A 20,584-nucleotide genomic window follows, 5' to 3' on the forward strand; every position below is an offset into this window, starting at 1 on the left:
GATGCGAGCGCCGATCCTCAATTTGCTGCTGATTGCGAGCTGCGCCGGCGCAAGCCTCTTCGCTGAAGAAAGCCTCGCGCAAGCTCAGACGGCGGCGCCGGCGCCACAGACCGCGGCCATCTCGCCCGACGCTATCAAGCAGCGCGAGCAGGAGCTGGAAGCCGCGCGCGCAAGCAAGAAGAGTGCGGAGGAGGCGCAGGCCAAGCTGAAGGCCGAGATCACCTCGCTCGGCCAGGACCGCACCCAGCTCAATCAGCAATTGATCGACACCGCCGCCAATGTCCGAACCGTCGAGACCAAGATCGACGAGGCCGAGGCGCGGCTGAAGACGCTGAACGGCCGCGAGCAGCAGGCCCGCACCTCGCTCGATTCGCGCCGCGCCGACATCGTCGAGGTGCTGGCGGCCCTGCAGCGCGCCGGACGGCGCACACCGCCGGCGCTGCTGGTGCGGCCCGAAGATGCGCTGCAATCGCTGCGCACCGCGATGCTGCTCGGCGCCGTCGTGCCGGAATTGCGCGGCCGCGCCGAGAAGATCGCAGGCGAGCTCGGCGAGCTCGTGACCTTGCGCAAAAGCATCGCTAGCGAACGCGACCAGCTCGCCTCCGACCGCGACAGGATCCGCAGCGACCAGACCCGGCTCGCCGCCCTGGTCGACGAACGGCAGCGCCAGCAGTCCTCGCGCGAAAAGGACCTCGACGCCGAGAATTCGCGCGCCATCACGCTGTCAAAGCAGGTCGGCGATCTGCAGGGGCTGATCGCCAAGATGGAGCAGGACCTGCAAAGCGCAGCCAAGGCGGCCGAGAAGGCGGCCGAGGCCGCAAAGCAGGCCGAGGCCAAGGAAGCGGCAAACGCGGCCGCCAACGCCAAACCCGGCCCGGCCGCGTTCAAGGACCGCTCCCGGACCAGCCCGGCCATCCTGTTCGCCTCAGCCAAGGGACTCCTGCCGTTGCCGGTTAACGGTAACAAGATCAGGGACTTTGGCGGTTCCGATGGGCTCGGTGGGCTCCAGAAGGGCATTTCGCTGGCAACCAAGCCCGGTTCGCAGGTCACGACGCCGTGCGACGGCTGGGTGGTGTATGCCGGCCCGTTCCGCAGCTATGGACAACTCTTGATCCTCAATGCCGGGGGCGGGTATCATGTCCTGATCGCCGGGATGGAGCGCATTTCGGTCAACATCGGACAATTTGTGCTCACGGGGGAGCCGGTCGCGACCATGGGGTCGACATCTCAAGTCGCCTCCATTCTCGCCACGAACGCGAGTCAACCTGTGCTGTATGTCGAGTTCCGCAAAGACGGCACTCCAATCGATCCAGGCCCATGGTGGGCCGCAAATGAAGGCGAGAAGGTTCGCGGATGATGCGCAAGACTTCAGTTATCCTCCTCAGCGCTGCGACCGGTGCGGCGCTGACGCTGTTCGTGACCCAGCCGCGCGCGGTGTTCATGGGCTCCAGCGCGCGAGCCGCGACCGCCGACACCTATCGCCAGCTCAATCTGTTCGGCGACGTCTTCGAGCGCGTGCGCTCCGACTATGTCGAGAAGCCCGACGACACCAAGCTGATCGAATCAGCGATCAGCGGCATGCTCACCGGCCTCGATCCGCATTCGAGCTACATGGACGCCAAGAGCTTCCGCGACATGCAGGTGCAGACCCGCGGCGAGTTCGGCGGCCTCGGCATCGAGGTCACCATGGAGGACGGCCTTATCAAGGTGGTCTCGCCGATCGACGACACGCCCGCCTCGCGCGCCGGTGTCATGGCCAACGACATCATCACCAATCTCGACGATGAAGCGGTGCAGGGCCTGACCCTGAACCAGGCGGTCGAGAAGATGCGCGGCCCCGTCAACACCAAGATCAAGCTCAAGATCATCCGCAAGGGCCAGGACAATCCGATCGACGTCACGCTGGTGCGCGACAACATCCGCGTCCGTTCGGTGCGCGCGCGCGTCGAGGCTGACGACATCGCCTATATCCGCATCACCACCTTCAACGAGCAGACCACCGAAGGCCTGAAGAGGGAGGTCGCCAACCTCTCGACCCAGATCGGCGACAAGCTCAAGGGCTACGTCATCGACCTCCGCAACAATCCGGGCGGCCTGCTCGAGGAGGCCGTCACTGTCTCCGACTCGTTCCTGGAGAAGGGCGAGATCGTGTCGACCCGCGGCCGCAACGCCGAGGAGACCCAGCGCCGCACCGCGCACGCGGGCGACCTCACCAAGGGCAAGCCGGTCATCGTGCTCGTCAACGGCGGCTCGGCCTCGGCGTCCGAGATCGTCGCCGGCGCGCTGCAGGACCACAAGCGTGCGACCATCGTCGGCACGCGCTCGTTCGGCAAGGGCTCGGTGCAGACCATCATCCCGCTCGGCTCGGGCAACGGCGCGCTGCGCCTCACCACCGCGCGCTACTACACGCCGTCGGGCAAGTCGATCCAGGCCAAGGGCATCGTGCCCGACATCGAAGTGCTCCAGGACGTGCCGGACGAGCTGAAGTCCCGCACCGACACCAAGGGCGAGGCTTCGCTGCGCGGCCATCTCAAGAACGACGGCGACGAGAAGACCGGCTCGCAGTCCTACGTCCCGCCGGATGCCAAGGACGACAAGGCGCTCAAGCTCGCCGACGATCTGCTCCACGGCATCAAGAACAGCGCCTCCGCGGCGCCGACGCCCGGCACCACCGACAAGGCGGCAGCCGATAAGCCCAAAGCGGCGAACTAAGTCGCAAGCTCAGCAACCTACGGAAAAGGGCGGCTCTTAGGAGCCGCCCTTTTTGCGTGGAACTCCTGACGTCCCCGGCCTATCCCGGCCTGCCGCCGCTTGACCTCGGCGTGGTATCGTCGGTGGAGTGATTCGGGATCTCGCATGACTGAAACGGCCGATGATCTGAGCGCCCCGCTCGGACAGGACAAGCCGCGCCGAAAACGGCGGCTGCGGCTGCCGTTCACGGTCCAGCAGGCGCTGGCCATGATGCTCGGCCTGTTCCTGGTCGCCTTTGCCGGCTTCGCCATCTTCAACAAGGACCCGCTCGGCGGCGAACCGATGACGCGGCTCGCGATTCGCGATCCCAAAGCCACAGACGAGAAGCCTGCTGCCGGCCACGGCGAGGAGCACGCTCAAGAGAGCAAGCACGCGACTAAGGAGGCGCCGAAAGAGGCTGCCTCCGGCGAGCAGAAGACCGTCACCATGATCGACGGCTCCACCGGCGCGCGCCACAACGTGGTGATCGGCGCCGGCGACGCCGCCGACAAGGGCGAGGCAGCCGCAGCAGTGCCGGCCGTCATGGCCGGGATCGACCCCAAACTGCTGGAGAAATCCCGCTACGGCATGATCCCCGCGGTCTCAGGCGATCTCAAGCCGTTCAATGTCTACGCAGCCGAGGCCGACCGCGCCAAAGCCGCGAAAATGCCGGTGGTGGCGATCGTGATCGGCGGCCTCGGCGTCGGCGCCGCCAAGACCACCGATGCGATCATGAAGCTGCCGGGCGCGGTGACGCTGGCCTTCACGCCCTACGGCGCCGACCCCGGCAAGCTCGCCGAGCGCGCCCGCGCCCAGCGCCACGAGATCTTCCTCCAGATCCCGATGGAGCCCTATGACTTCCCGGACAACGATCCGGGGCCGCAAACGCTATTGACCTCGCTGACCGCCGACCAGAACACCGACCGCCTGTACTGGCACCTCAGCCGGATGCAGGGCTATGTCGGCATCACCAATTTCATGGGCGCCCGCTTCGTGGCGACCGATGCGGCGATGCAGCCGATCATCCGCGAGGCCTCCAGGCGCGGGCTTGGCTTCTTCGACGACGGCTCCTCGCCCCGCAGCATCGCGCCGCAGGCCGCAGGAAGCCTCGCCGTGCCGTTCGGCAAGGGCGACATCGCGCTCGACGCGGTGCCGACCCCGACCGAGATCGACCGCGCCCTGAACAAGCTGGAAGCGACCGCACGGGAACGCGGCGTTGCCGTCGGCACCGCCTCGGCGCTGCCCGTCTCGATCGAGCGGGTCGGCGCCTGGATCAAGACATTGAGCGACCGAGGTATCCTTTTGGTGCCATTGACAACCGCGATGCTGAAATCAAAATCCAGCTAAATCAAACAATTGGTACGGCACGGGCCCGACAGCCCTGCCGGCAGCACGCGAGGGGTTTGGCGGCATGGCGCGTTATGAGGATCTGCCCTACCGAACCTGCGTCGGGGTGATGCTGATCAATGCGAAGGGCCTGGTGTTCATCGGTCGTCGTGCCGGCGGTCTCGAGCAGGTCGACGACGGCCATGTCTGGCAGATGCCGCAGGGCGGGGTCGATCCCGGCGAGGACACCTGGGATGCCGCGAAACGCGAGCTCTATGAAGAGACCAGCGTGCACTCGATCGAGCGGCTCGGCGAGGTTCCGGACTGGCTGATTTACGACATCCCGCGCACGGTGGCAGGGCGCGCCTGGAAGGGACGCTACCGCGGTCAGCGCCAGAAATGGTTTGCGGTGCGCTTCACCGGCAAGGACAGCGAGATCAACGTCGAGAAGCCGGGCGGCGGCGGCCACAAGGCCGAATTCGTCAGCTGGCGCTGGGAACCGATGAAGAACCTGACCGGGCTGATCATCCCGTTCAAGCGCCCGGTCTACGAGCGCGTGGTGAAGGAATTTTCCGCACTCGCGGATGACTAAATCGAATTGTCATCCGGCTTTGGTGCTAAGGCACCGGCTGGGCTGACAACGAGAGATCCACGCGTGACGAACGAAAAACCCTACCGTCCCAATGTCGGGATCGCGCTGTTCCACGCCGACGGCCGTGTGCTGATCGGGCACCGCTTCAAGGGCGACGGCCCCGAGATCATTTTGCCGGGGCTCGACTGGCAGATGCCGCAAGGCGGCGTCGACGAGGGCGAGGTCTTGCGCGATGCCGCGATGCGCGAGCTCTGGGAGGAGACCAGCGTCGTCAGCGCCGACTATCTCGGCGAGACCGACTGGCTCACCTACGAGTTCCCGCCCTACGACGGACCGCAGACGCATCGGCTGGCAAAATTTCGCGGTCAGCGCCAGAAGTGGTTCGCGCTGCGCTTCACCGGCAAGGATGACGAGATCGATCCGCTGACGCCACGCAACGGCCAGCCCGCGGAGTTCGACGCATGGCGCTGGGAGCGGCTCGACCGCGTCGCCGACGTCGTGGTGCCGTTCCGCCGCGAGGTCTACCGCGCGGTAGCGCAGCAGTTTTCGCCCTTCGCAAGCTGAAATCGCGTTCGCACTAGTTGGTCGGCCCGACCGTAAACGGGCCGATCGCGATGACGTGGCAGTCGCTGTCGTGCTTGACGCAGTCGGCCAGCGCGCCGTTGACGGCGGTCTGCTCGTCGGCGGCCTTCAGGCCGAGGCCGGGACGGCCGGCGGTGCCGACGGCGACCGCGTTCCAGCCCATGCCATCGCCAAGCTTGCGCACGACCTCGTCGCGCGCATCGGCCACGATCGAGGGATTGGTCGGGGCGTGGAAGAAGCCGTTGGGCTTGAGCAAAGTCGGGATCGGCACAACGAAATTGTCGTCGACCGCCACGATCATGCAGGCCGAGCCCGCAATCGCGCCGCAGGACTCCAGCGAACGCCGCGTCGTCTCGTCGACCGATGCCGCCCCCAGCACCATGAAATATTGCCCGGCCGGGCCGAGCGCGACCGAGCGCGATTTTGCCGCCGGCGCGTAGATGTTCTCGACCCGGGTCCTGGCCTGATCACGCAGCATCGGAAAGTCTTTCGAGACGAACGGGCGCTCGGTCATGGTGTCGTGCCGCACCCAGGGCTGCGGCGGCATCGGCGGGCTGCCATGGCTGTAGACGACCTTGTTGCCGACCGCATAGAGCTCGCAGCGCCGCGGCGATTGCGCCGCGTCCGCGCGCTTCTGGCACTGGTCGAGCGCCGCATTGCGCGCGGCCTCCTCGTTCGGCTGGTTGAGCGCGGAGCCGTTGAAGCCGGCGATGTTCAGGGCGTAGGCCTTGTAATCGCCGGCCGCGGAATATTCGTTGCTGAGATAGGCGCGCTGCCGCTCGCCGATGTACGGCACCGCGTCCACGGCGATCTTGCCGCCCGATGCGGCCGGCGGCGAGGGCGTCGGTGCCGGCGGCGGCGTCAGGGCAGCCGTTTGTGTCGGTGTTGACGGCGGCACAGGCGAGGGCATCGGCGCCATCGTGGGCGTCGGGCTTGGGGATAGCGCAGCGGCCGGGCTCGGCGAAGGCGCAGCCGCAGTCGATGACAGCTGGGTGGTCTCGAGCTTGGTGAAATAGAGGAAGCCGCCGACGCCGATGGCGACGACGGAGACCACGCCAACGACCAGCGGCCACATCCAATTCGGCGCGGGCTGCGCCTTGGCGACCTTCTTCAGCTGCGGCGTCGCATAAGTCCCGTCCTCGCGCCGCATCGCGATCATATAGGCATGCACCGGCGTCGGGATATTCTTCACTTCCTGCGCGCCGATATCGGCGAACTGCACCGACAGCTTGTTGGCGACCTGCTCATGCACGGCACGGGAGACGCAGATGCCGCCGACCTCCGCCAGCCCCTCGAGCCGGGCTGCGATGTTGACGCCGTCGCCGAGAAGATCGCCGTCGCGTTCGACCACGTCGCCGATGGTGATGCCGATGCGGAACGACATCTGCCGGCTCGGCGGATAGGCCATGTTGCGGGTTCGCAAGCTTTCCTGAATGTCGATCGCGCAGCGCACCGCATCGACCGCGCTCGGAAACTCCGCGAGCACGGCATCGCCGGCGGTGTTGAAGATGCGGCCGTTTGCCTTTGCGATAAAATCGTCGATGACTTCGCGGTAGGAGGCCAGGCGCCGCAGCGTCTCCTCCTCGTCTTCCGCAACCAGCCTTGAGTAGCCGGCAATATCGGCCGCGAAAATCGCCGCGATCTTGCGCTTCATCTGCACCAGCCCTGGAACCTCATCCGCGGCGGCAGAATGCCGCTATCGGCGGCGCGGTGCAACAAAGTTTCAGCGCCCGCCACGGCTGTGACGAGCGCTGAACTTTTTCAGGAATTCTAGGCTTGAGCCCCGACGCAGTGCGCCGGGGCTTAGTGCATAGCCGTGGAGCTGAGCTGCTGCTGGATGCTCTTGTAGTGATCGAGCCGCTCGATGGCCTGATCGAGCTCGGTGCCTTCGTGCTCCTTGAGGCCCTCTTCCATGTCCGAGATGGTCTCGGCGAACTTGGCGCGGTCGAGCTCGGCCAGCGACGTTGCGACGTCGGCGAGCACGGTCAGGCCCTTCTCGGAGACTTCGGCGAGGCCGCCGAGCACGATGATCTTCTCGTGCCGACCGCCGGTGGTGATGGTGAGGATGCCGGGGCGGATCGCAGCCACGACCGGCGCATGACCCGCCAGCACGCCGAAATCACCCTCGGCGCCGGGAATGTCGACCTGATCGACCTCGCCCGAGAATGCGAGCTTTTCCGGAGAGACGAGATCGAAGTGGAAGGTGGCCATGGGTTACCTGCGAATGGTGAGTAGCGACCAGGCGAGAGTGGCGAGTAGCGAATGGCGAATAGATTCTACTCGCCACTCCCTATTCGCTATTCGCCAGCTTAGGCGGCCTCGGCCGCCAGCTTCTTACCCTTCTCGATCGCCTCTTCGATGGTGCCGACCATGTAGAAGGCGGCTTCCGGCAGGTGGTCATATTTGCCTTCGCAGAGGCCGCGGAAGCCCTTGATGGTGTCCGCGAGGTCGACGAACTTGCCTGGCGAGCCGGTGAAGATTTCGGCGACGTGGAACGGCTGCGACAGGAAGCGCTCGATCTTGCGGGCGCGGGCCACCGTCAGCTTGTCCTCTTCCGAAAGCTCGTCCATGCCGAGAATGGCGATGATGTCCTGGAGCGACTTGTAGCGCTGGAGCACTTGCTGGACCTGACGCGCGGTGTCGTAGTGCTCCTGCCCGACGACGAGCGGCGAGAGCATGCGCGAGGTCGAGTCGAGCGGATCCACCGCCGGATAGATGCCCTTTTCCGAGATCGCGCGGTTCAACACCGTGGTGGCGTCCAAATGCGCGAACGAGGTCGCGGGCGCCGGATCGGTCAAGTCGTCGGCCGGAACGTAAATGGCCTGCACCGAGGTGATCGAGCCCTTCTGCGTGGTGGTGATGCGCTCCTGCAGCGCGCCCATGTCGGTGGCGAGCGTCGGCTGATAACCCACCGCCGACGGGATGCGGCCGAGCAGCGCCGACACTTCCGAGCCGGCCTGCGTGAAGCGGAAGATGTTGTCGACGAAGAACAGCACGTCCTGGCCCTGGTCGCGGAAGTGCTCGGCGACGGTCAGACCGGTGAGGCCGACGCGGGCGCGGGCGCCCGGCGGCTCGTTCATCTGGCCGAACACCAGCGCGCACTTCGACTTCACGCTCGGATCCGGATTGTGCGGATCGGCGTTGACCTTGGACTCGATGAACTCGTGATAGAGGTCGTTGCCCTCGCGGGTACGCTCGCCCACGCCGGCGAACACGGAATAACCGCCGTGCGCCTTCGCGACGTTGTTGATCAGCTCCTGAATCAGCACGGTCTTGCCGACGCCGGCGCCGCCGAACAGGCCGATCTTGCCGCCCTTGGCGTAGGGCGCGAGCAAGTCGACGACCTTGATGCCGGTGACGAGAATTTCAGCTTCGGTCGACTGGTCGGTGTAGCTCGGCGCTTCCTGATGGATGGCGCGCTTGCCCTCGAACTTGATCGGACCGGCTTCGTCGATCGGCTCGCCGATGACGTTCATGATGCGGCCGAGGGTGCCGTCGCCCACCGGGACCGCGATCGGCTGGCCGGTGTCGGTCACGGCCTGGCCGCGCACCAGACCTTCGGTCACGTCCATCGCGATCGTGCGCACGGTGGACTCACCGAGATGCTGCGCAACTTCCAGCACAAGGCGGATGTTGCCGTTCTTGGTTTCCAGCGAATTGAGAATGGCCGGCAGGTGGCCTTCGAACTGAACGTCGACGACGGCGCCCATGACCTGGGTGACGCGACCGACCTGGTTAGCTGCTGTAGCCATGAAGCTCTCCTTCGAAATTCTGTACTTGAACGACCGTCGTTTGGTTCGTGCGTCAGACCGCCTCGGCGCCGGAGATGATCTCGATCAGCTCCTTGGTGATCTGGGCTTGACGGGTTCGGTTGTAGATCTGGGTTTGCTTGCGAATCATTTCACCCGCGTTGCGGGTGGCGTTGTCCATCGAGCTCATCTGCGCGCCGTAGAACGAGGCGTTGTTTTCCAGGAGCGCGCGGAAGATCTGCACCGCGATGTTGCGCGGCAACAGGCCGGAGAGGAGTTCATCCTCCTCCGGCTCGTATTCATAGGACGTCGTCGGCGCGTTCGCCGCCTTTTCCTCGACGACGAGCGGAATGATCTGCTGCGCGGTCGGGATCTGGGCAATCACCGACTTGAACTGCGCATAGAACAGCGTGCAGACGTCGAACTCGCCGGCGTCGAAACGGGCCAGCACCTTCCTGGCGATGTCCTCGGCGTTGATGAAGCCGAGCTGACGAACGCCGCGCAGGTCGAGGTGCTCGACGATCTGCTTGTCGTAGAGGCGGCGGAGCTGCTCGTAGCCCTTGCGGCCGACGCAGAAGAATTTGACTTCCTTGCCCTGGGCAATCAGCGCCTGGGCGCGCTCGCGGGCGAGGCGCACGATCGAGGAGTTGAAGGCGCCGGACAGGCCGCGCTCGCCGGTGCAGACCAGCAGCAGGTGAACCTGGTCACGGCCGGTGCCGGCGAGCAGCGCCGGCGCACCGGGCGAGCCTGCAGCGGCGCCGGCGATGTTGGAGATCACGGCGCTCATCTTGTCGGCATAGGGCCTCGCCGCCTCGGCCGCTTGCTGGGCGCGGCGCAACCTGGACGCCGCGACCATCTGCATGGCCTTGGTGATCTTTTGCGTCGCCTTGGTGGAGGCGATGCGGACGCGCATGTCTTTAAGTGACGCCATTCTTCGTTCACCCCGGCGGTTCGGCCCTTACAGCCAAGCCACGAGCCTATCCCAGTCATCATGCCCGGGCTCGTCCCGGGCATCCACGTCTCATCTTCCACACGGCTAGGCGTGGATGGCCGGGACATCAATTGCGAAGACGCGCTTCGCGCTTTAGCCCGGCCGTGACGGTGTTCTTATGCGAAAGACTTCGCGTAGCCCTCGACCACCGACTTCAGCTTGGCAGCGGTGTCGTCGGTGAGGTCGCGGGTGTCGCGGATCGAATTGAGGATCTCGGTGTTCTTGCCGCGCAGCAGCGACAGCAGACCGTCCTCGAACGCGCGCACCTTGTTGACCGGAAGCGGATCGAGATAGCCGTTGGTGCCGGCCCAGATCACGCAGACCTGCTCCTCCATCTTCAGCGGCGAGAACTGCGGCTGCTTCAGGAGTTCGGTCAGGCGCGAGCCACGATTGAGCAGGCGCTGGGTCGAGGCATCGAGGTCGGAGCCGAACTGCGCGAACGCCGCCATTTCGCGGTACTGCGCGAGCTCGCCCTTGATCTTGCCGGCGACCTTCTTGGTGGCCTTGGTCTGCGCCGAAGAACCGACGCGCGACACCGACAGACCGACGTTCACCGCGGGACGGATGCCCTGGAAGAACAGGTCGGTTTCCAGGAAGATCTGACCGTCGGTGATCGAGATGACGTTGGTCGGAATGTAGGCCGACACGTCGTTGGCCTGGGTTTCGATGACCGGCAATGCCGTCAGCGAGCCGGAGCCCTGGTCCTTGTTCAGCTTCGCCGCGCGCTCGAGCAGGCGGGAGTGCAGATAGAACACGTCGCCGGGATAAGCTTCGCGACCCGGCGGGCGGCGCAGCAGCAGCGACATCTGGCGGTAAGCGACGGCCTGCTTGGACAGATCGTCATAGATGATGACGGCGTGCATGCCGTTGTCGCGGAAATACTCGCCCATGGTGCAGCCGGTGAACGGCGCGATGTACTGCATCGGCGCCGGATCCGACGCGGTGGCGGCGACGATGATCGAGTATTCGAGCGCGCCCTGCTCTTCCAGCACCTTCACGAACTGGGCAACGGTGGAACGCTTCTGACCGATCGCGACGTAGACGCAGTACAGCTTGATGTTCTCGTCGGGCTGCGCGTTGAGCGGCTTCTGGTTCAGGATGGTGTCGAGCGCGATCGCGGTCTTGCCGGTCTGACGGTCACCGATGATCAGCTCGCGCTGGCCGCGGCCGATCGGGATCAGGGCATCGATCGCCTTGAGGCCGGTCGCCATCGGCTCGTTCACCGACTTGCGGGGAATGATGCCCGGCGCCTTGACGTCGACGCGCATGCGCTTGTCGGCCTGGATCGGGCCCTTGCCGTCGATCGGATTGCCGAGGCCGTCGACAACGCGGCCGAGCAGGCCCTTGCCGACCGGCGCGTCCACGATGGCGCGGGTACGCTTGACGGTCTGGCCTTCCTTGATCTCGCGGTCGGCACCGAAAATAACGACGCCGACATTGTCGGTCTCGAGGTTCAGCGCCATGCCGCGGGTGCCGTTCTCGAACTCGACCATTTCACCGGCCTGGACGTTGTCCAGACCGTAGACGCGAGCGATACCGTCGCCGACGGACAGCACCTGTCCGACTTCGGAGACTTCAGCTTCCTGGCCGAAATTCTTGATCTGGTCCTTGAGGATCGCGGAAATTTCCGCGGCGCGGATGTCCATCAGCCTGCCTCTTTCATCGCGTGCTTGATCGAATTGAGTTTGGTGCGAAGCGAACTATCGATCATGCGGCTGCCAAGCTTCACGACGAGGCCACCGATGATCGAGGGATCGATCTTCACGTTGAGCGCGACGTCCTTGCCGGTCACCGACTTCAGGGCGACCTTGAGGGCGTCGAGATTCTTGTCCGAGAGCGCCTCCGCCACGGCGACATCCGCGGTCGCCTCGCCCTTGAACTTGGCGAGAAGGGCGCGATAGGCGCGAATGACGTCAGCCACCACGAACAGGCGGCGGTTGGCGGTCAGCACTTTCAGGAAATTGGCGGAGATGCCGGCGATGCCTGCCTTGTCCAGGACGGCCGAAAGGGCCCTGGACTGGGCATCGGCCGCGAACACAGGGCTGCGGACGAGGCGCTTGAGATCGGCGCTTTCATTCAGCAGACCCTCGAACCGCTCGAGATCGGCCTTGACCTCGTCGACCACCTTCTGGTCGCGGGCCAGTTCAAACAAGGCCGTTGCATAACGGCCCGACACACCTGAAACGGACGTATCTTCTGCAGCCACAGACGCGCTCTTTTAGCTGTTAAATTCGCAAGGGAAAAACCGTCGCCACGAAGCGGCGCCTAGCGATCCAAGCCCTTGGAATTCAAGCGGGACTTTGATTCTCGGCCGACACGGGACGTGCCGGGTCCGTTAAAATCGCGGCTTTGCTAACATAGCAGGCGCGCACGTGCAACATGACGGCAACTTAAAGGCCCGGCAGTTTCCCGCCAGTTCGTCGCACGCTGCGGTCATCGATCGCCGGCCCGCCAGCAACCTGCCGTGAACCTGCCATGCCACGGAATTGCCACGACCGTTACGTCGGCAAGTGGCCCATTCGTTCCTGCCCTCAGCGCATAGCGGCCATGAACACGGCTCGCTGAGGCGTGACCAGATCCGCGCCGCGCTCGTCCGTCGAATACTTATCGAATTCTAAATGTTGAAGCCGACGACTTCCATCTACAGTATTCTGAAGTAATACTTGGGTTAACAAATTGTTAAAGCGAAAGATTACGGAACATCCCCGGGAATATCCGCGCGGGTCACAAGATATTTCATCACGACACATAACAGAACTACTGCCCAATTCATGCCTCATTAGGAATCGAAACGCCAACCCGCTCACAAACTGATGGGGGCTCCACTGGCCACATATGTGGCAATACTAGCGTAGGGACCACTAAATGCTGTCTTTGAAGACGCTGGGCGCTCTGACCCGGCCGCCTACGGCGATCGCTTTCGCCGCCGCAACTCTCCTCGTCGGGGGAACTGCCACCGAAGCTTCCGCCAAATCCAGGCATCACCACAGCTACTCTCACCATCAACACCGCCACCACGCCCAGGACGATACCAACGCGACCTCCGATTGGCGCAACGCCAGTGCGTCGATGACGCCGTCGTCGGGCACGGGCCGCAGCTTCTCGGGCATGGCGTCCTTTTACGGCAACGAGTCCGGCAGCCGCACCGCCTCGGGCCAGCGCTTCAACCAGAACGCCATGACCGCAGCGCACCGTTCGCTGCCGTTCGGCACCAAGCTGCGCGTCACCCATGGCGGCTCGAGCGTCATCGTCACCATCAATGACCGTGGCCCGTTCGTGCGCGGCCGCGTGCTGGACCTCTCCACCGGCGCTGCCCGCGCCATCGGCCTCACCGGTGCCGGCGTCGGCCGCGTCACCGCGGAAGTCGTCTCCTAACGGCGCGCTGAGCGCCTCACCTCGCACGCGCAGTTTTCATCATCGTCCGCATGGACATGAGCAGTTTGATGCGCGCGTGAGACAAGCCCGTGGTCTTGGGGGACCGCGGGCTTTTTGTTGGCTGTCATGACGCACGTGTCCCGGACAAGCTGCAACGCCGCTTGGCGTTGCGGCGCAGAGCCGGGACCCAGAAGCAGCGAGTTCCCTTGCGACATGGCCCCCGGCTCTGCAGCGCACCGTCGAAGAGACGCTGCGCCGCGTCCGGGGCACGAGAGGAGAGAGCGATCTCTTACAAAAAGCTCTGCGGATCGACATCGACCTCGAGCTTTTGATTGCCCTTCGGCTTCGGGCATACCGCGAGCCAGTTCCGCAGATAATCGGAGAGATCAAAACCGCGCGCCGATTTCACCAGGATGCGGAAGCGGTAGCGGCCCTTGATCACGGCGAGCGGGGCTTCGGCCGGGCCCAGCACCACCACGCGCTCGTCGCGCGGCGCGAGCGCAACGAGCTTGCGGCCCAGGCCTTCTGCGCTCGGACGGTCGCCGGCCGAGATGATCAGGCTCGCGAGCCGGCCGAACGGCGGATAGAGCGTCTTCTCGCGCAGATCGATCTCGCTGTCGTAGAAGGCCTCGCGGTCGCAGGCGATCAGCGCCTTCATCACGGGGTGATCCGGCTGATGGGTCTGGAGATAGCCGACGCCGCGGCCCTGCTCACGCCCGGCACGGCCGATCACCTGGTTGAGCAATTGCCAGGTCCGCTCCGCCGCACGCGGATCGCCATTGGAAAGGCCGAGATCCGCATCGACCACGCCGACCAGGTTGAGCCGCGGAAAATTGTGGCCCTTGGCGACGAGCTGCGTGCCGATGATGATGTCGACGCGGCCCTCCGCGATCTCGGCAAGTTCGGAACGCATCGTCTCGATCGAGGTGATGAGATCGCTCGACAGCACGATGGTGCGCGCCTCCGGAAACAGCGCGGCCGCCTCCTCCTGCAGGCGCTCGACGCCGGGCCCGACCGCGACCAGCGATTCCTCCGCCGCGCAATGCGGGCAGGTCTGCGGACGCGGCATCGAGAAGCCGCAGTGATGACAAACGAGACGCTGGCGAAAGCGGTGATCGACCAGCCAGGCATCGCAGATGGTGCAGGCGAAGCGATGGCCGCAGGCGCGGCAGAGCGTTAGCGGCGCATAACCGCGGCGATTGAGGAACAGCAGCGCCTGCTCGCGCTTCTCGATCGCGGTTCTGATCTCGCCGGCCAGCCGCGGCGAGATGAAGCGGCCGCGCGCGGGCGGCTCGCGGCGCATGTCGATCGCCTCGATATGCGGCATGTGCTGGCCGCCGAAGCGCGACGGCAGCGCGATGCGTTGATAGCGGTTCTTGCGCGCATTGACCTCGGACTCGACCGACGGCGTGGCAGAGGCCAGCACGATCGGGATCTTGGCGATATGTGCGCGCACCACCGCCATGTCGCGGGCGTGATAATGCACGCCCTCGTCCTGCTTGTAGGCCTGGTCGTGCTCTTCATCGACGACGATGAGGCCGAGATTGGCGTAAGGCAGAAACAGCGCCGAGCGCGCGCCGACCACGACCGGCGCGCTGCCCTCGGCAATCGCCGACCAATTGCGCGCGCGGGTACGCGGCGTGAGCTCGGAGTGCCACTCGATCGGGCGCACGCCAAAACGTTGCGCGAAACGATCGAGAAACTGGCCGGTGAGCGCGATCTCCGGCATCAGGATCAGCGTCTGCTTGCCGCGGCGGATCGATTCCGCAACGGCTTCGAAGTAGACCTCGGTCTTGCCCGAGCCGGTGACGCCGTCGAGCAGTGCGACGTGGAAGGTGCCGTTGGCCGCGAGCGCGCGCATCGCATCCACGCCGGCCCGCTGCAGCGGCGAAAAATCCGGCCGGCCGAAATCCGGATCGGGCGCCGGCGGCGGAGGCGGGGGCGGCATCGGCTCGACCGTGAGCGTGCCCTCGTCGACGAGGCCGTCGATCACGCCGGCCGACACGCCGGCTTCCTTCGCGGCCTCGGATTTGGCGTGCAGCAGCCGGTCCGACAGCACCTCGATCACGCGCTGACGTGCCGGCGTCAGCCGCCGCGGGGGATCGCCAGCCAGACGCACGCCGGCACGCACGCGCTCGGGCCCGAGATGCTCGCCCATCCGCAGGCACATGCGCAGCACCATGCCACGCGGGCTCAGCGTGTAATTGGCGACCCAGTCGACGACCGCGCGCAGATCACCCTTGAGCGGGGGAAGATCGAGCTTCTCGTTGACCTCCTTGAGGCGGTTGTGGAGGCGCGGATCGGGATTGGCGTTTTCCGCCCAGACCACGGCGAGCACCTCGCGAGGCCCGAGCGGCACGCCGACGAGATCGCCGGCCTTCAGCTCCATGCCGCGCGGCACCTTGTAGGAATAGGTCTGGTCGAGCGCGACCGGCACCAGCACGTCGACCATGCGGGTCGCGGTGGCGGGGGCGGTCTGGGTGCGCGACGAATGATCCATGAATGATTTTTGGACGGAGAATCGGAACCTGGGGGAGTTGAGGCTAGCGCCGTGGCGTCGCCTTAGCGAACAGTAAACGGGTGTGATGCGATATACTGTGCGGAATCATTACGTCCAGAGCGCATGAGCAAAGCGGCCGCCCCTCCAATCGAGCTCGCCAGCGCCGATCCTGACATCGCGCAGGAGATGGCACGCTGGCTGGCGCATCTCGGCGCCGAACGGCGGCTGTCGCCGAAGACGCTGGAGGCCTATGGCCGCGACTTGCGGCAATGCCTGGATTTCCTGTGCAGCCATTGGGGTGAACGCGTGACGCTGGCGCGGTTTGCGTCGCTGGAAGCCACCGATATCCGCGCCTTCATGGCGATGCGGCGCGCCGACGATATTGCCGGCCGTTCCCTGATGCGCGCGCTCGCGGGCCTGCGCTCCTTCGGCCGCTTCCTGGAGCGCGAAGGCAAGGGCAAGGTCGGAGCACTCTCCGCGATCCGCGCGCCGAAGGTCGCAAAAACCTTGCCGAAGCCGCTGCCGATGGCGTCGGCAAAGCGCCTGGCTGACGCCGACGAGCGCGCCGGCGAGGATCGCGAGACCTGGATTCTGGTGCGCGACGCGGCCGTGATGGCACTGCTGTATGGCTCGGGCCTGCGCATCTCCGAAGCGCTGGGCCTGAAGCGCCGCGAGGTGCCGAAGGCAGGCGAAGGCGACGTGCTGATCGTGACAGGCAAAGGCAACAAGACCCGCATGGTGCCGGTGCTGCAAAACGTGCTCGCGCTGGTGCAGGAATATGTTGCGATGTGCCCGTATGCGCTGCCACAGGACGGGCCGATCTTCGTCGGCGCCCGCGGCGGTCCGCTGAGCCCGCGGATCATCCAGCTCGCGATGGAGCGGCTGCGCGGCGCGCTTGGACTACCCGACAGCGCTACGCCGCACGCGCTGCGGCACTCCTTCGCCACGCATCTGCTCTCGCGCGGTGGCGATCTGCGTGCGATCCAGGAATTGCTCGGCCATTCCTCGCTCTCGACCACGCAGATCTACACCGGCATCGATTCCGAGCGGCTGCTGGAAGTCTATGCGAGCGCGCATCCAAGGCGCTGACACCTGACATGAAGCTGTCATAGCAGGCTCTGTTGGCGAGCATGCCTCTTGCGCAGGCCGCGCGGTTCGGTCAATCGTTGCGGAACCGAGGCAGGAGGGATTTATGAGCGCACACGAAAGCATGGAGCACGCCGAGCATGCCGAGCACGCATCCGGCGAGAACAAGAAGATCGCCCTGTTGATCGCGGTGCTGGCGCTGTTCCTGGCGATCTCCGAGACGCTCGGCAAGGGCGCCCAGACCGAGTCGATCAGCAAGAACGTCGAGGCCTCCAACCTCTGGGCGTTCTTCCAGGCCAAGAGCATCCGCCGCACCGTGGTCCAGACCGCCGCCGACCAGGGCAAGCTGACACTGGGCGCCGCCACCGACGACGCCATGAAGGCCGCGGTGCAGAAGCAGATCGACGATTGGCAGAAGACCGCGGCGCGCTACCGCTCCGAGCCCGAGACCGGCGAAGGCACCGAGCAGCTCGCCGAGAAGGCCAAGGAAGCCGAGCACGTGCGCGACGAGGCGACCGCGAAGTACCATCACTTCGAGCTGGCGTCGGCCGCATTCCAGATCGGCATCGTGCTGGCGTCGGCCACCATCATCACCGGCATGCTGCCGCTCGCCTGGATCGCCGGCCTGCTGACGCTCGCCGGACTTGGCATGACCGTGCTCGGCGCATGGTCGCCGCATTTGTTGCATCTGCACGGGTGAGGGGCGCTGCCACGCACACCGCTGTCATGCCCCGGCTTGGCCGGGGCATCCAGTACGCCGCGGCTCCTCGGTTCTAATCTCGCTGTCTCTGGAATACTGGATCGCCCGCCCCAGTGCGCAAGTGCGCACAAGGCGGGCAACGACAGTGAGTGTGTGGCGAACGGCTACCGCGCTTCGTGCACGCTCTTGCGGAAGCGCTGGATCAGGCGGAGCGTGCGCGAGGACCAGCCTTCGCCGTTGCCTCTGACGAGCTCCTTGATGCGCCGCTTGACCGGATCGACGATCTCGGCGGCCTTGGCGCGCAGCTTCAGCACCAGCTCGTAGAGCCGCTCGAACCAGTGCATCTCCAGAAGCTTGTCGCGCGTGACGTCGAACACGAAGGCGGTGACGCCGACGCCGAGCATCTTGGCAAACAGGATCGTGAAGAGCGCGCTGGTCCAGTATTCATGCGTGAGCAGCCACAGGCCGACCAGCTTGAGCGGAAACAGCGGGATGATCGGGACGACGAAGACGATCAACGTCATCGCCGGGGAGAGCGCGTCGACGCGCTCCGAAAGCCAGTCCTTGAACCGGGCGAGCGGGATCAGCGCGACAACCCGCGCAACGATCGGCTCGCAATGGTCCCACAGCCAGGCTTCGATCAAAAAGATGATCGCCAGCAGGACCCAGACCGGTTGAAGAAGGCGGCGCAGCATATGTTTCCCGCCCGATTCGGCTCTGGGCGAACCTACATATGGATGGCCCGCTTGCCGACTGCAAGCGCGGCTTCCTTGATGGCTTCCGAGCGGGTCGGATGCGCATGGCAGGTGCGGGCGAGATCCTCCGCACTGCCGCCAAACTCCATGAGAACGCAGGCTTCATGGATCATTTCGCCGGCCTCGATGCCGATGATGTGCACGCCGAGCACGCGATCGGTCTTCGCATCCGCGAGGATCTTCACAAAACCGTCAGTGGTCTGATTGACCTTGGAGCGGCCGTTGGCGGTAAAGGGAAACTTCCCGACCGTATAAGCCACGCCGGCCTGCTTCAGCTCTTCCTCGGTCTTGCCGACGCAGGACACTTCCGGGGTGGTATACACGACGCCTGGAATAACGTCGTAGTTCACGTGACCGGCCTGGCCCGCAATGATCTCCGCAACCGCCACGCCTTCATCCTCGGCCTTGTGCGCGAGCATCGGGCCGGCGACGACGTCGCCGATGGCATAGACCCCCTTCAGGCTGGTGGCGAAATGCGGATCGATCTGCACGCGGCCACGGGGATCGAGCGCGACGCCGGCTTCCTTCAGGCCGAGCCCGTCGGTGTAGGGCACGCGGCCGATGCAGACGAGCACGACGTCGGCTTCGAGCGTCTCGGCGGCGCCGCCGGCCGCCGGCTCGATGGTCGCCTTCAGCGTCTTGCCTGAGGTGTCGACCGCGGTGACCTTGGCACCGAGCTTGAACGCAAAGCCCTGCTTCTCGAGGATGCGCTGGAATTGCTTGGCGATCTCGCCGTCCATGCCGGGCAGGATGCGGTCCAGGAATTCAACGACAACGACCTCAGCACCGAGCCGCTTCCAGACCGAGCCGAGCTCGAGGCCGATCACGCCGGCGCCGACGATGAGAAGCTTGCCCGGGACCTTGTCCAGCGACAACGCGCCAGTCGACGACACGATGCGCTTCTCGTCGATCTCGATGCCCTTGAGGCGCGCGATGTCCGAACCGGTGGCAATCACGATGTTCCTGGTCTCGATCACCTGCGACTTGCCGTCGGCGGAGACTTCGACCTTGCCGGTGCCCAAGATCTTGCCGGTGCCCTTGAGCACGTCGACCTTGTTCTTCTTCATCAGGAACTCGACGCCCTTGACGTTGCCGTCGATGCCCTGCTGCTTGAAGTTCATCATCGCCGGCAGCTCGAGCTTCGGCGTGGAGACGGACACGCCCATCTTGGCAAAGGAGTGCCCGGCTTCCTCGAACATCTCGGAGGCGTGCAGCAGCGCCTTCGACGGCATGCAGCCGACATTGAGGCAGGTGCCGCCGAGCGTTGCGTCCTTTTCGACCACGGCGACCTTCATGCCGAGCTGGCTGGCGCGCACCGCGCAGACATAACCGCCCGGTCCGGTGCCGATGACGACGAGATCGTAGGTAGCCATGAGAGAAAGTCCCGTAAGTTTAGCGTGATGAGGATGTGTCAGCGTCCGCGCGGCGCGTCAGCGTCCGCCGGACACATCGAGAATGGCTGAGGTGACGTAGGAGGCATCGTCCGACATCAGCCAGACGATGGCATTGGCGATTTCATCAGCGGTGCCGACGCGCTTCATCGGAACCAGATGGGCCAGGCGGTGGTGCCGGTCCGGCTCGCCGCCGGAGGCGTGGATTTCGGTATCGATCAGGCCGGGGCGAATACCGGCGACGCGGATGCCTTCGCTGGCGACCTCATAGCCGAGACCGATGGTGAAGGAATCGATCGCGCCCTTGGACGCGGCATAGTCGACATAGGTGTTGGGCGCACCAAGCTTGGCAGCAACCGATGACAGATTGACGATGACGCCACCCTTGCCGCCATGCCTGGTCGACATCCGCTTCACCGCTTCGCGCGCACAGAGGATGGAGCCGGTAACGTTGACCGCCATGACGCGCTGGATGCGCTCGGCCGACATCTCGTCGACGCGCACGCCGCTCTTGCCGACGACGCCGCCATTGTTGACAAGTGCGGCAAGCGTGCCGAACTGGTCGGCTTGCTTGAACAGGTCGACGATATCGCTTTCCTCGCCGACATCGCATTTCACCGCGATGGCCTTGCCGTTGCCGGCCATGATCGCGGCGACGACCTCGTCGGCGGCCTTCCTGTTGCTGGCATAGCCGACCACGACGCGGTAGCCGCGCGCGGCTGCCGCAAGCGCGGTCGCCCGCCCGATGCCGCGGCTGCCGCCGGTGATGACAACGATTTTATCGGTCACGCGCGCCTCCATGGTTCG

At 65.3% G+C, this 20,584-nt stretch carries 18 protein-coding genes; 8 read left to right on the forward strand and 10 right to left on the reverse strand.

Annotated features, from left to right (window positions below; genetic code table 11):
- Position 1 precedes the first annotated feature (1 nt).
- The 5 genes from ABIC09_RS29420 (at position 2) to ABIC09_RS29440 (ending at position 5,212) form a co-directional block, all read left to right on the forward strand.
- Positions 2-1,357, forward strand: coding sequence for a murein hydrolase activator EnvC family protein (locus ABIC09_RS29420; protein ID WP_354111450.1), 1,356 nt, complete (start codon positions 2-4; stop codon positions 1,355-1,357).
- Positions 1,354-2,712, forward strand: coding sequence for a S41 family peptidase (locus ABIC09_RS29425; protein WP_354031111.1), 1,359 nt, complete (start codon positions 1,354-1,356; stop codon positions 2,710-2,712). The genes ABIC09_RS29420 and ABIC09_RS29425 overlap by 4 nt, the downstream gene beginning before the upstream one ends.
- Positions 2,713-2,856: 144 nt before the next feature.
- Positions 2,857-4,077: a divergent polysaccharide deacetylase family protein gene (locus ABIC09_RS29430; protein WP_354111451.1), complete on the forward strand. Its 1,221-nt coding sequence runs from the start codon at positions 2,857-2,859 to the stop codon at positions 4,075-4,077.
- 64 nt (positions 4,078-4,141) lie between these two features.
- Positions 4,142-4,648, forward strand: coding sequence for an RNA pyrophosphohydrolase (locus tag ABIC09_RS29435; protein ID WP_354031653.1), 507 nt, complete (start codon positions 4,142-4,144; stop codon positions 4,646-4,648).
- A 63-nt stretch (positions 4,649-4,711) separates the two neighbouring features.
- Entirely contained in the window at positions 4,712-5,212 is a 501-nt protein-coding gene (locus tag ABIC09_RS29440) for an RNA pyrophosphohydrolase (RefSeq protein ID WP_148755140.1), read from the forward strand.
- A gap of 13 nt (positions 5,213-5,225) precedes the next feature.
- On the opposite strand, the gene ABIC09_RS29445 is transcribed toward ABIC09_RS29440, so the two are convergent.
- The 6 genes from ABIC09_RS29445 to ABIC09_RS29470 all read right to left on the reverse strand — a co-directional run bounded on the left by ABIC09_RS29445 (position 5,226) and on the right by ABIC09_RS29470 (position 12,176).
- Positions 5,226-6,884, reverse strand: a complete 1,659-nt coding sequence (locus ABIC09_RS29445) for an adenylate/guanylate cyclase domain-containing protein (protein ID WP_354111452.1) — start codon at positions 6,882-6,884, stop codon at positions 5,226-5,228.
- A 149-nt stretch (positions 6,885-7,033) separates the two neighbouring features.
- On the reverse strand, positions 7,034-7,441 hold the full coding sequence (locus ABIC09_RS29450; protein WP_354031114.1) for a F0F1 ATP synthase subunit epsilon: 408 nt from the start codon (positions 7,439-7,441) through the stop codon (positions 7,034-7,036).
- 98 nt (positions 7,442-7,539) lie between these two features.
- Complete coding sequence (gene atpD, locus ABIC09_RS29455) at positions 7,540-8,982, reverse strand: F0F1 ATP synthase subunit beta (RefSeq protein WP_148755137.1); 1,443 nt, start codon at positions 8,980-8,982, stop codon at positions 7,540-7,542.
- Positions 8,983-9,034: 52 nt separating this feature from the next.
- Positions 9,035-9,910, reverse strand: coding sequence for a F0F1 ATP synthase subunit gamma (locus tag ABIC09_RS29460; RefSeq protein ID WP_148755136.1), 876 nt, complete (start codon positions 9,908-9,910; stop codon positions 9,035-9,037).
- A gap of 176 nt (positions 9,911-10,086) precedes the next feature.
- Positions 10,087-11,616: a F0F1 ATP synthase subunit alpha gene (gene atpA / locus ABIC09_RS29465; RefSeq protein ID WP_148755135.1), complete on the reverse strand. Its 1,530-nt coding sequence runs from the start codon at positions 11,614-11,616 to the stop codon at positions 10,087-10,089.
- Positions 11,616-12,176 (reverse strand): F0F1 ATP synthase subunit delta, encoded by a 561-nt coding sequence (locus ABIC09_RS29470; RefSeq protein ID WP_354111453.1) that lies wholly within the window; start codon positions 12,174-12,176, stop codon positions 11,616-11,618. The genes atpA and ABIC09_RS29470 overlap by 1 nt, the downstream gene beginning before the upstream one ends.
- A gap of 659 nt (positions 12,177-12,835) precedes the next feature.
- Here ABIC09_RS29470 and ABIC09_RS29475 point away from each other — a divergent pair.
- A complete protein-coding gene (locus tag ABIC09_RS29475) occupies positions 12,836-13,345 on the forward strand; it encodes a septal ring lytic transglycosylase RlpA family protein (protein ID WP_148755133.1) in 510 nt (169 codons plus the stop codon).
- Positions 13,346-13,634: 289 nt separating this feature from the next.
- Here ABIC09_RS29475 and ABIC09_RS29480 read toward each other — a convergent pair whose 3' ends face one another.
- On the reverse strand, positions 13,635-15,845 hold the full coding sequence (locus tag ABIC09_RS29480) for a primosomal protein N' (RefSeq protein ID WP_354111454.1): 2,211 nt from the start codon (positions 15,843-15,845) through the stop codon (positions 13,635-13,637).
- A 123-nt stretch (positions 15,846-15,968) separates the two neighbouring features.
- On the opposite strand from ABIC09_RS29480, the gene ABIC09_RS29485 reads away from it, so the two are divergent.
- On the forward strand, positions 15,969-16,934 hold the full coding sequence (locus ABIC09_RS29485; protein ID WP_148755131.1) for a tyrosine recombinase XerC: 966 nt from the start codon (positions 15,969-15,971) through the stop codon (positions 16,932-16,934).
- A 103-nt stretch (positions 16,935-17,037) separates the two neighbouring features.
- Positions 17,038-17,631, forward strand: coding sequence for a DUF4337 domain-containing protein (locus ABIC09_RS29490; RefSeq protein WP_148755130.1), 594 nt, complete (start codon positions 17,038-17,040; stop codon positions 17,629-17,631).
- A gap of 164 nt (positions 17,632-17,795) precedes the next feature.
- On the opposite strand, the gene ABIC09_RS29495 is transcribed toward ABIC09_RS29490, so the two are convergent.
- Genes ABIC09_RS29495 through ABIC09_RS29505 form a run of 3 tightly spaced genes read right to left on the reverse strand, consistent with a single transcriptional unit; the run spans position 17,796 to position 20,578 of the window.
- Positions 17,796-18,326 (reverse strand): hypothetical protein, encoded by a 531-nt coding sequence (locus ABIC09_RS29495; protein ID WP_354086587.1) that lies wholly within the window; start codon positions 18,324-18,326, stop codon positions 17,796-17,798.
- Between the two features lie 32 nt (positions 18,327-18,358).
- Entirely contained in the window at positions 18,359-19,759 is a 1,401-nt protein-coding gene (gene lpdA, locus ABIC09_RS29500; RefSeq protein ID WP_148755128.1) for a dihydrolipoyl dehydrogenase, read from the reverse strand.
- A gap of 57 nt (positions 19,760-19,816) precedes the next feature.
- Positions 19,817-20,578, reverse strand: a complete 762-nt coding sequence (locus ABIC09_RS29505; RefSeq protein ID WP_502917714.1) for an SDR family oxidoreductase — start codon at positions 20,576-20,578, stop codon at positions 19,817-19,819.
- Positions 20,579-20,584: the final 6 nt, after the last annotated feature.

This window comes from Bradyrhizobium sp. S3.12.5, assembly GCF_040548225.1.
GTDB lineage: Bacteria > Pseudomonadota > Alphaproteobacteria > Rhizobiales > Xanthobacteraceae > Bradyrhizobium > Bradyrhizobium cytisi.

Coding starts and splice junctions, on each gene's coding strand:
- ABIC09_RS29420 (WP_354111450.1), top strand. CDS start 2: ATGCGAGCGCCGATCCTCAATTTGCTGCTGATTGCGAGCTGCGCCGGC.
- ABIC09_RS29425 (WP_354031111.1), top strand. CDS start 1,354: ATGATGCGCAAGACTTCAGTTATCCTCCTCAGCGCTGCGACCGGTGCG.
- ABIC09_RS29430 (WP_354111451.1), top strand. CDS start 2,857: ATGACTGAAACGGCCGATGATCTGAGCGCCCCGCTCGGACAGGACAAG.
- ABIC09_RS29435 (WP_354031653.1), top strand. CDS start 4,142: ATGGCGCGTTATGAGGATCTGCCCTACCGAACCTGCGTCGGGGTGATG.
- ABIC09_RS29445 (WP_354111452.1), bottom strand. CDS start 6,884: ATGAAGCGCAAGATCGCGGCGATTTTCGCGGCCGATATTGCCGGCTAC.
- ABIC09_RS29450 (WP_354031114.1), bottom strand. CDS start 7,441: ATGGCCACCTTCCACTTCGATCTCGTCTCTCCGGAAAAGCTCGCATTC.
- atpD (WP_148755137.1), bottom strand. CDS start 8,982: ATGGCTACAGCAGCTAACCAGGTCGGTCGCGTCACCCAGGTCATGGGC.
- ABIC09_RS29460 (WP_148755136.1), bottom strand. CDS start 9,910: ATGGCGTCACTTAAAGACATGCGCGTCCGCATCGCCTCCACCAAGGCG.
- atpA (WP_148755135.1), bottom strand. CDS start 11,616: ATGGACATCCGCGCCGCGGAAATTTCCGCGATCCTCAAGGACCAGATC.
- ABIC09_RS29475 (WP_148755133.1), top strand. CDS start 12,836: ATGCTGTCTTTGAAGACGCTGGGCGCTCTGACCCGGCCGCCTACGGCG.
- ABIC09_RS29480 (WP_354111454.1), bottom strand. CDS start 15,845: ATGGATCATTCGTCGCGCACCCAGACCGCCCCCGCCACCGCGACCCGC.
- ABIC09_RS29485 (WP_148755131.1), top strand. CDS start 15,969: ATGAGCAAAGCGGCCGCCCCTCCAATCGAGCTCGCCAGCGCCGATCCT.
- ABIC09_RS29490 (WP_148755130.1), top strand. CDS start 17,038: ATGAGCGCACACGAAAGCATGGAGCACGCCGAGCATGCCGAGCACGCA.
- ABIC09_RS29495 (WP_354086587.1), bottom strand. CDS start 18,326: ATGCTGCGCCGCCTTCTTCAACCGGTCTGGGTCCTGCTGGCGATCATC.
- lpdA (WP_148755128.1), bottom strand. CDS start 19,759: ATGGCTACCTACGATCTCGTCGTCATCGGCACCGGACCGGGCGGTTAT.
- ABIC09_RS29505 (WP_502917714.1), bottom strand. CDS start 20,578: ATGGAGGCGCGCGTGACCGATAAAATCGTTGTCATCACCGGCGGCAGC.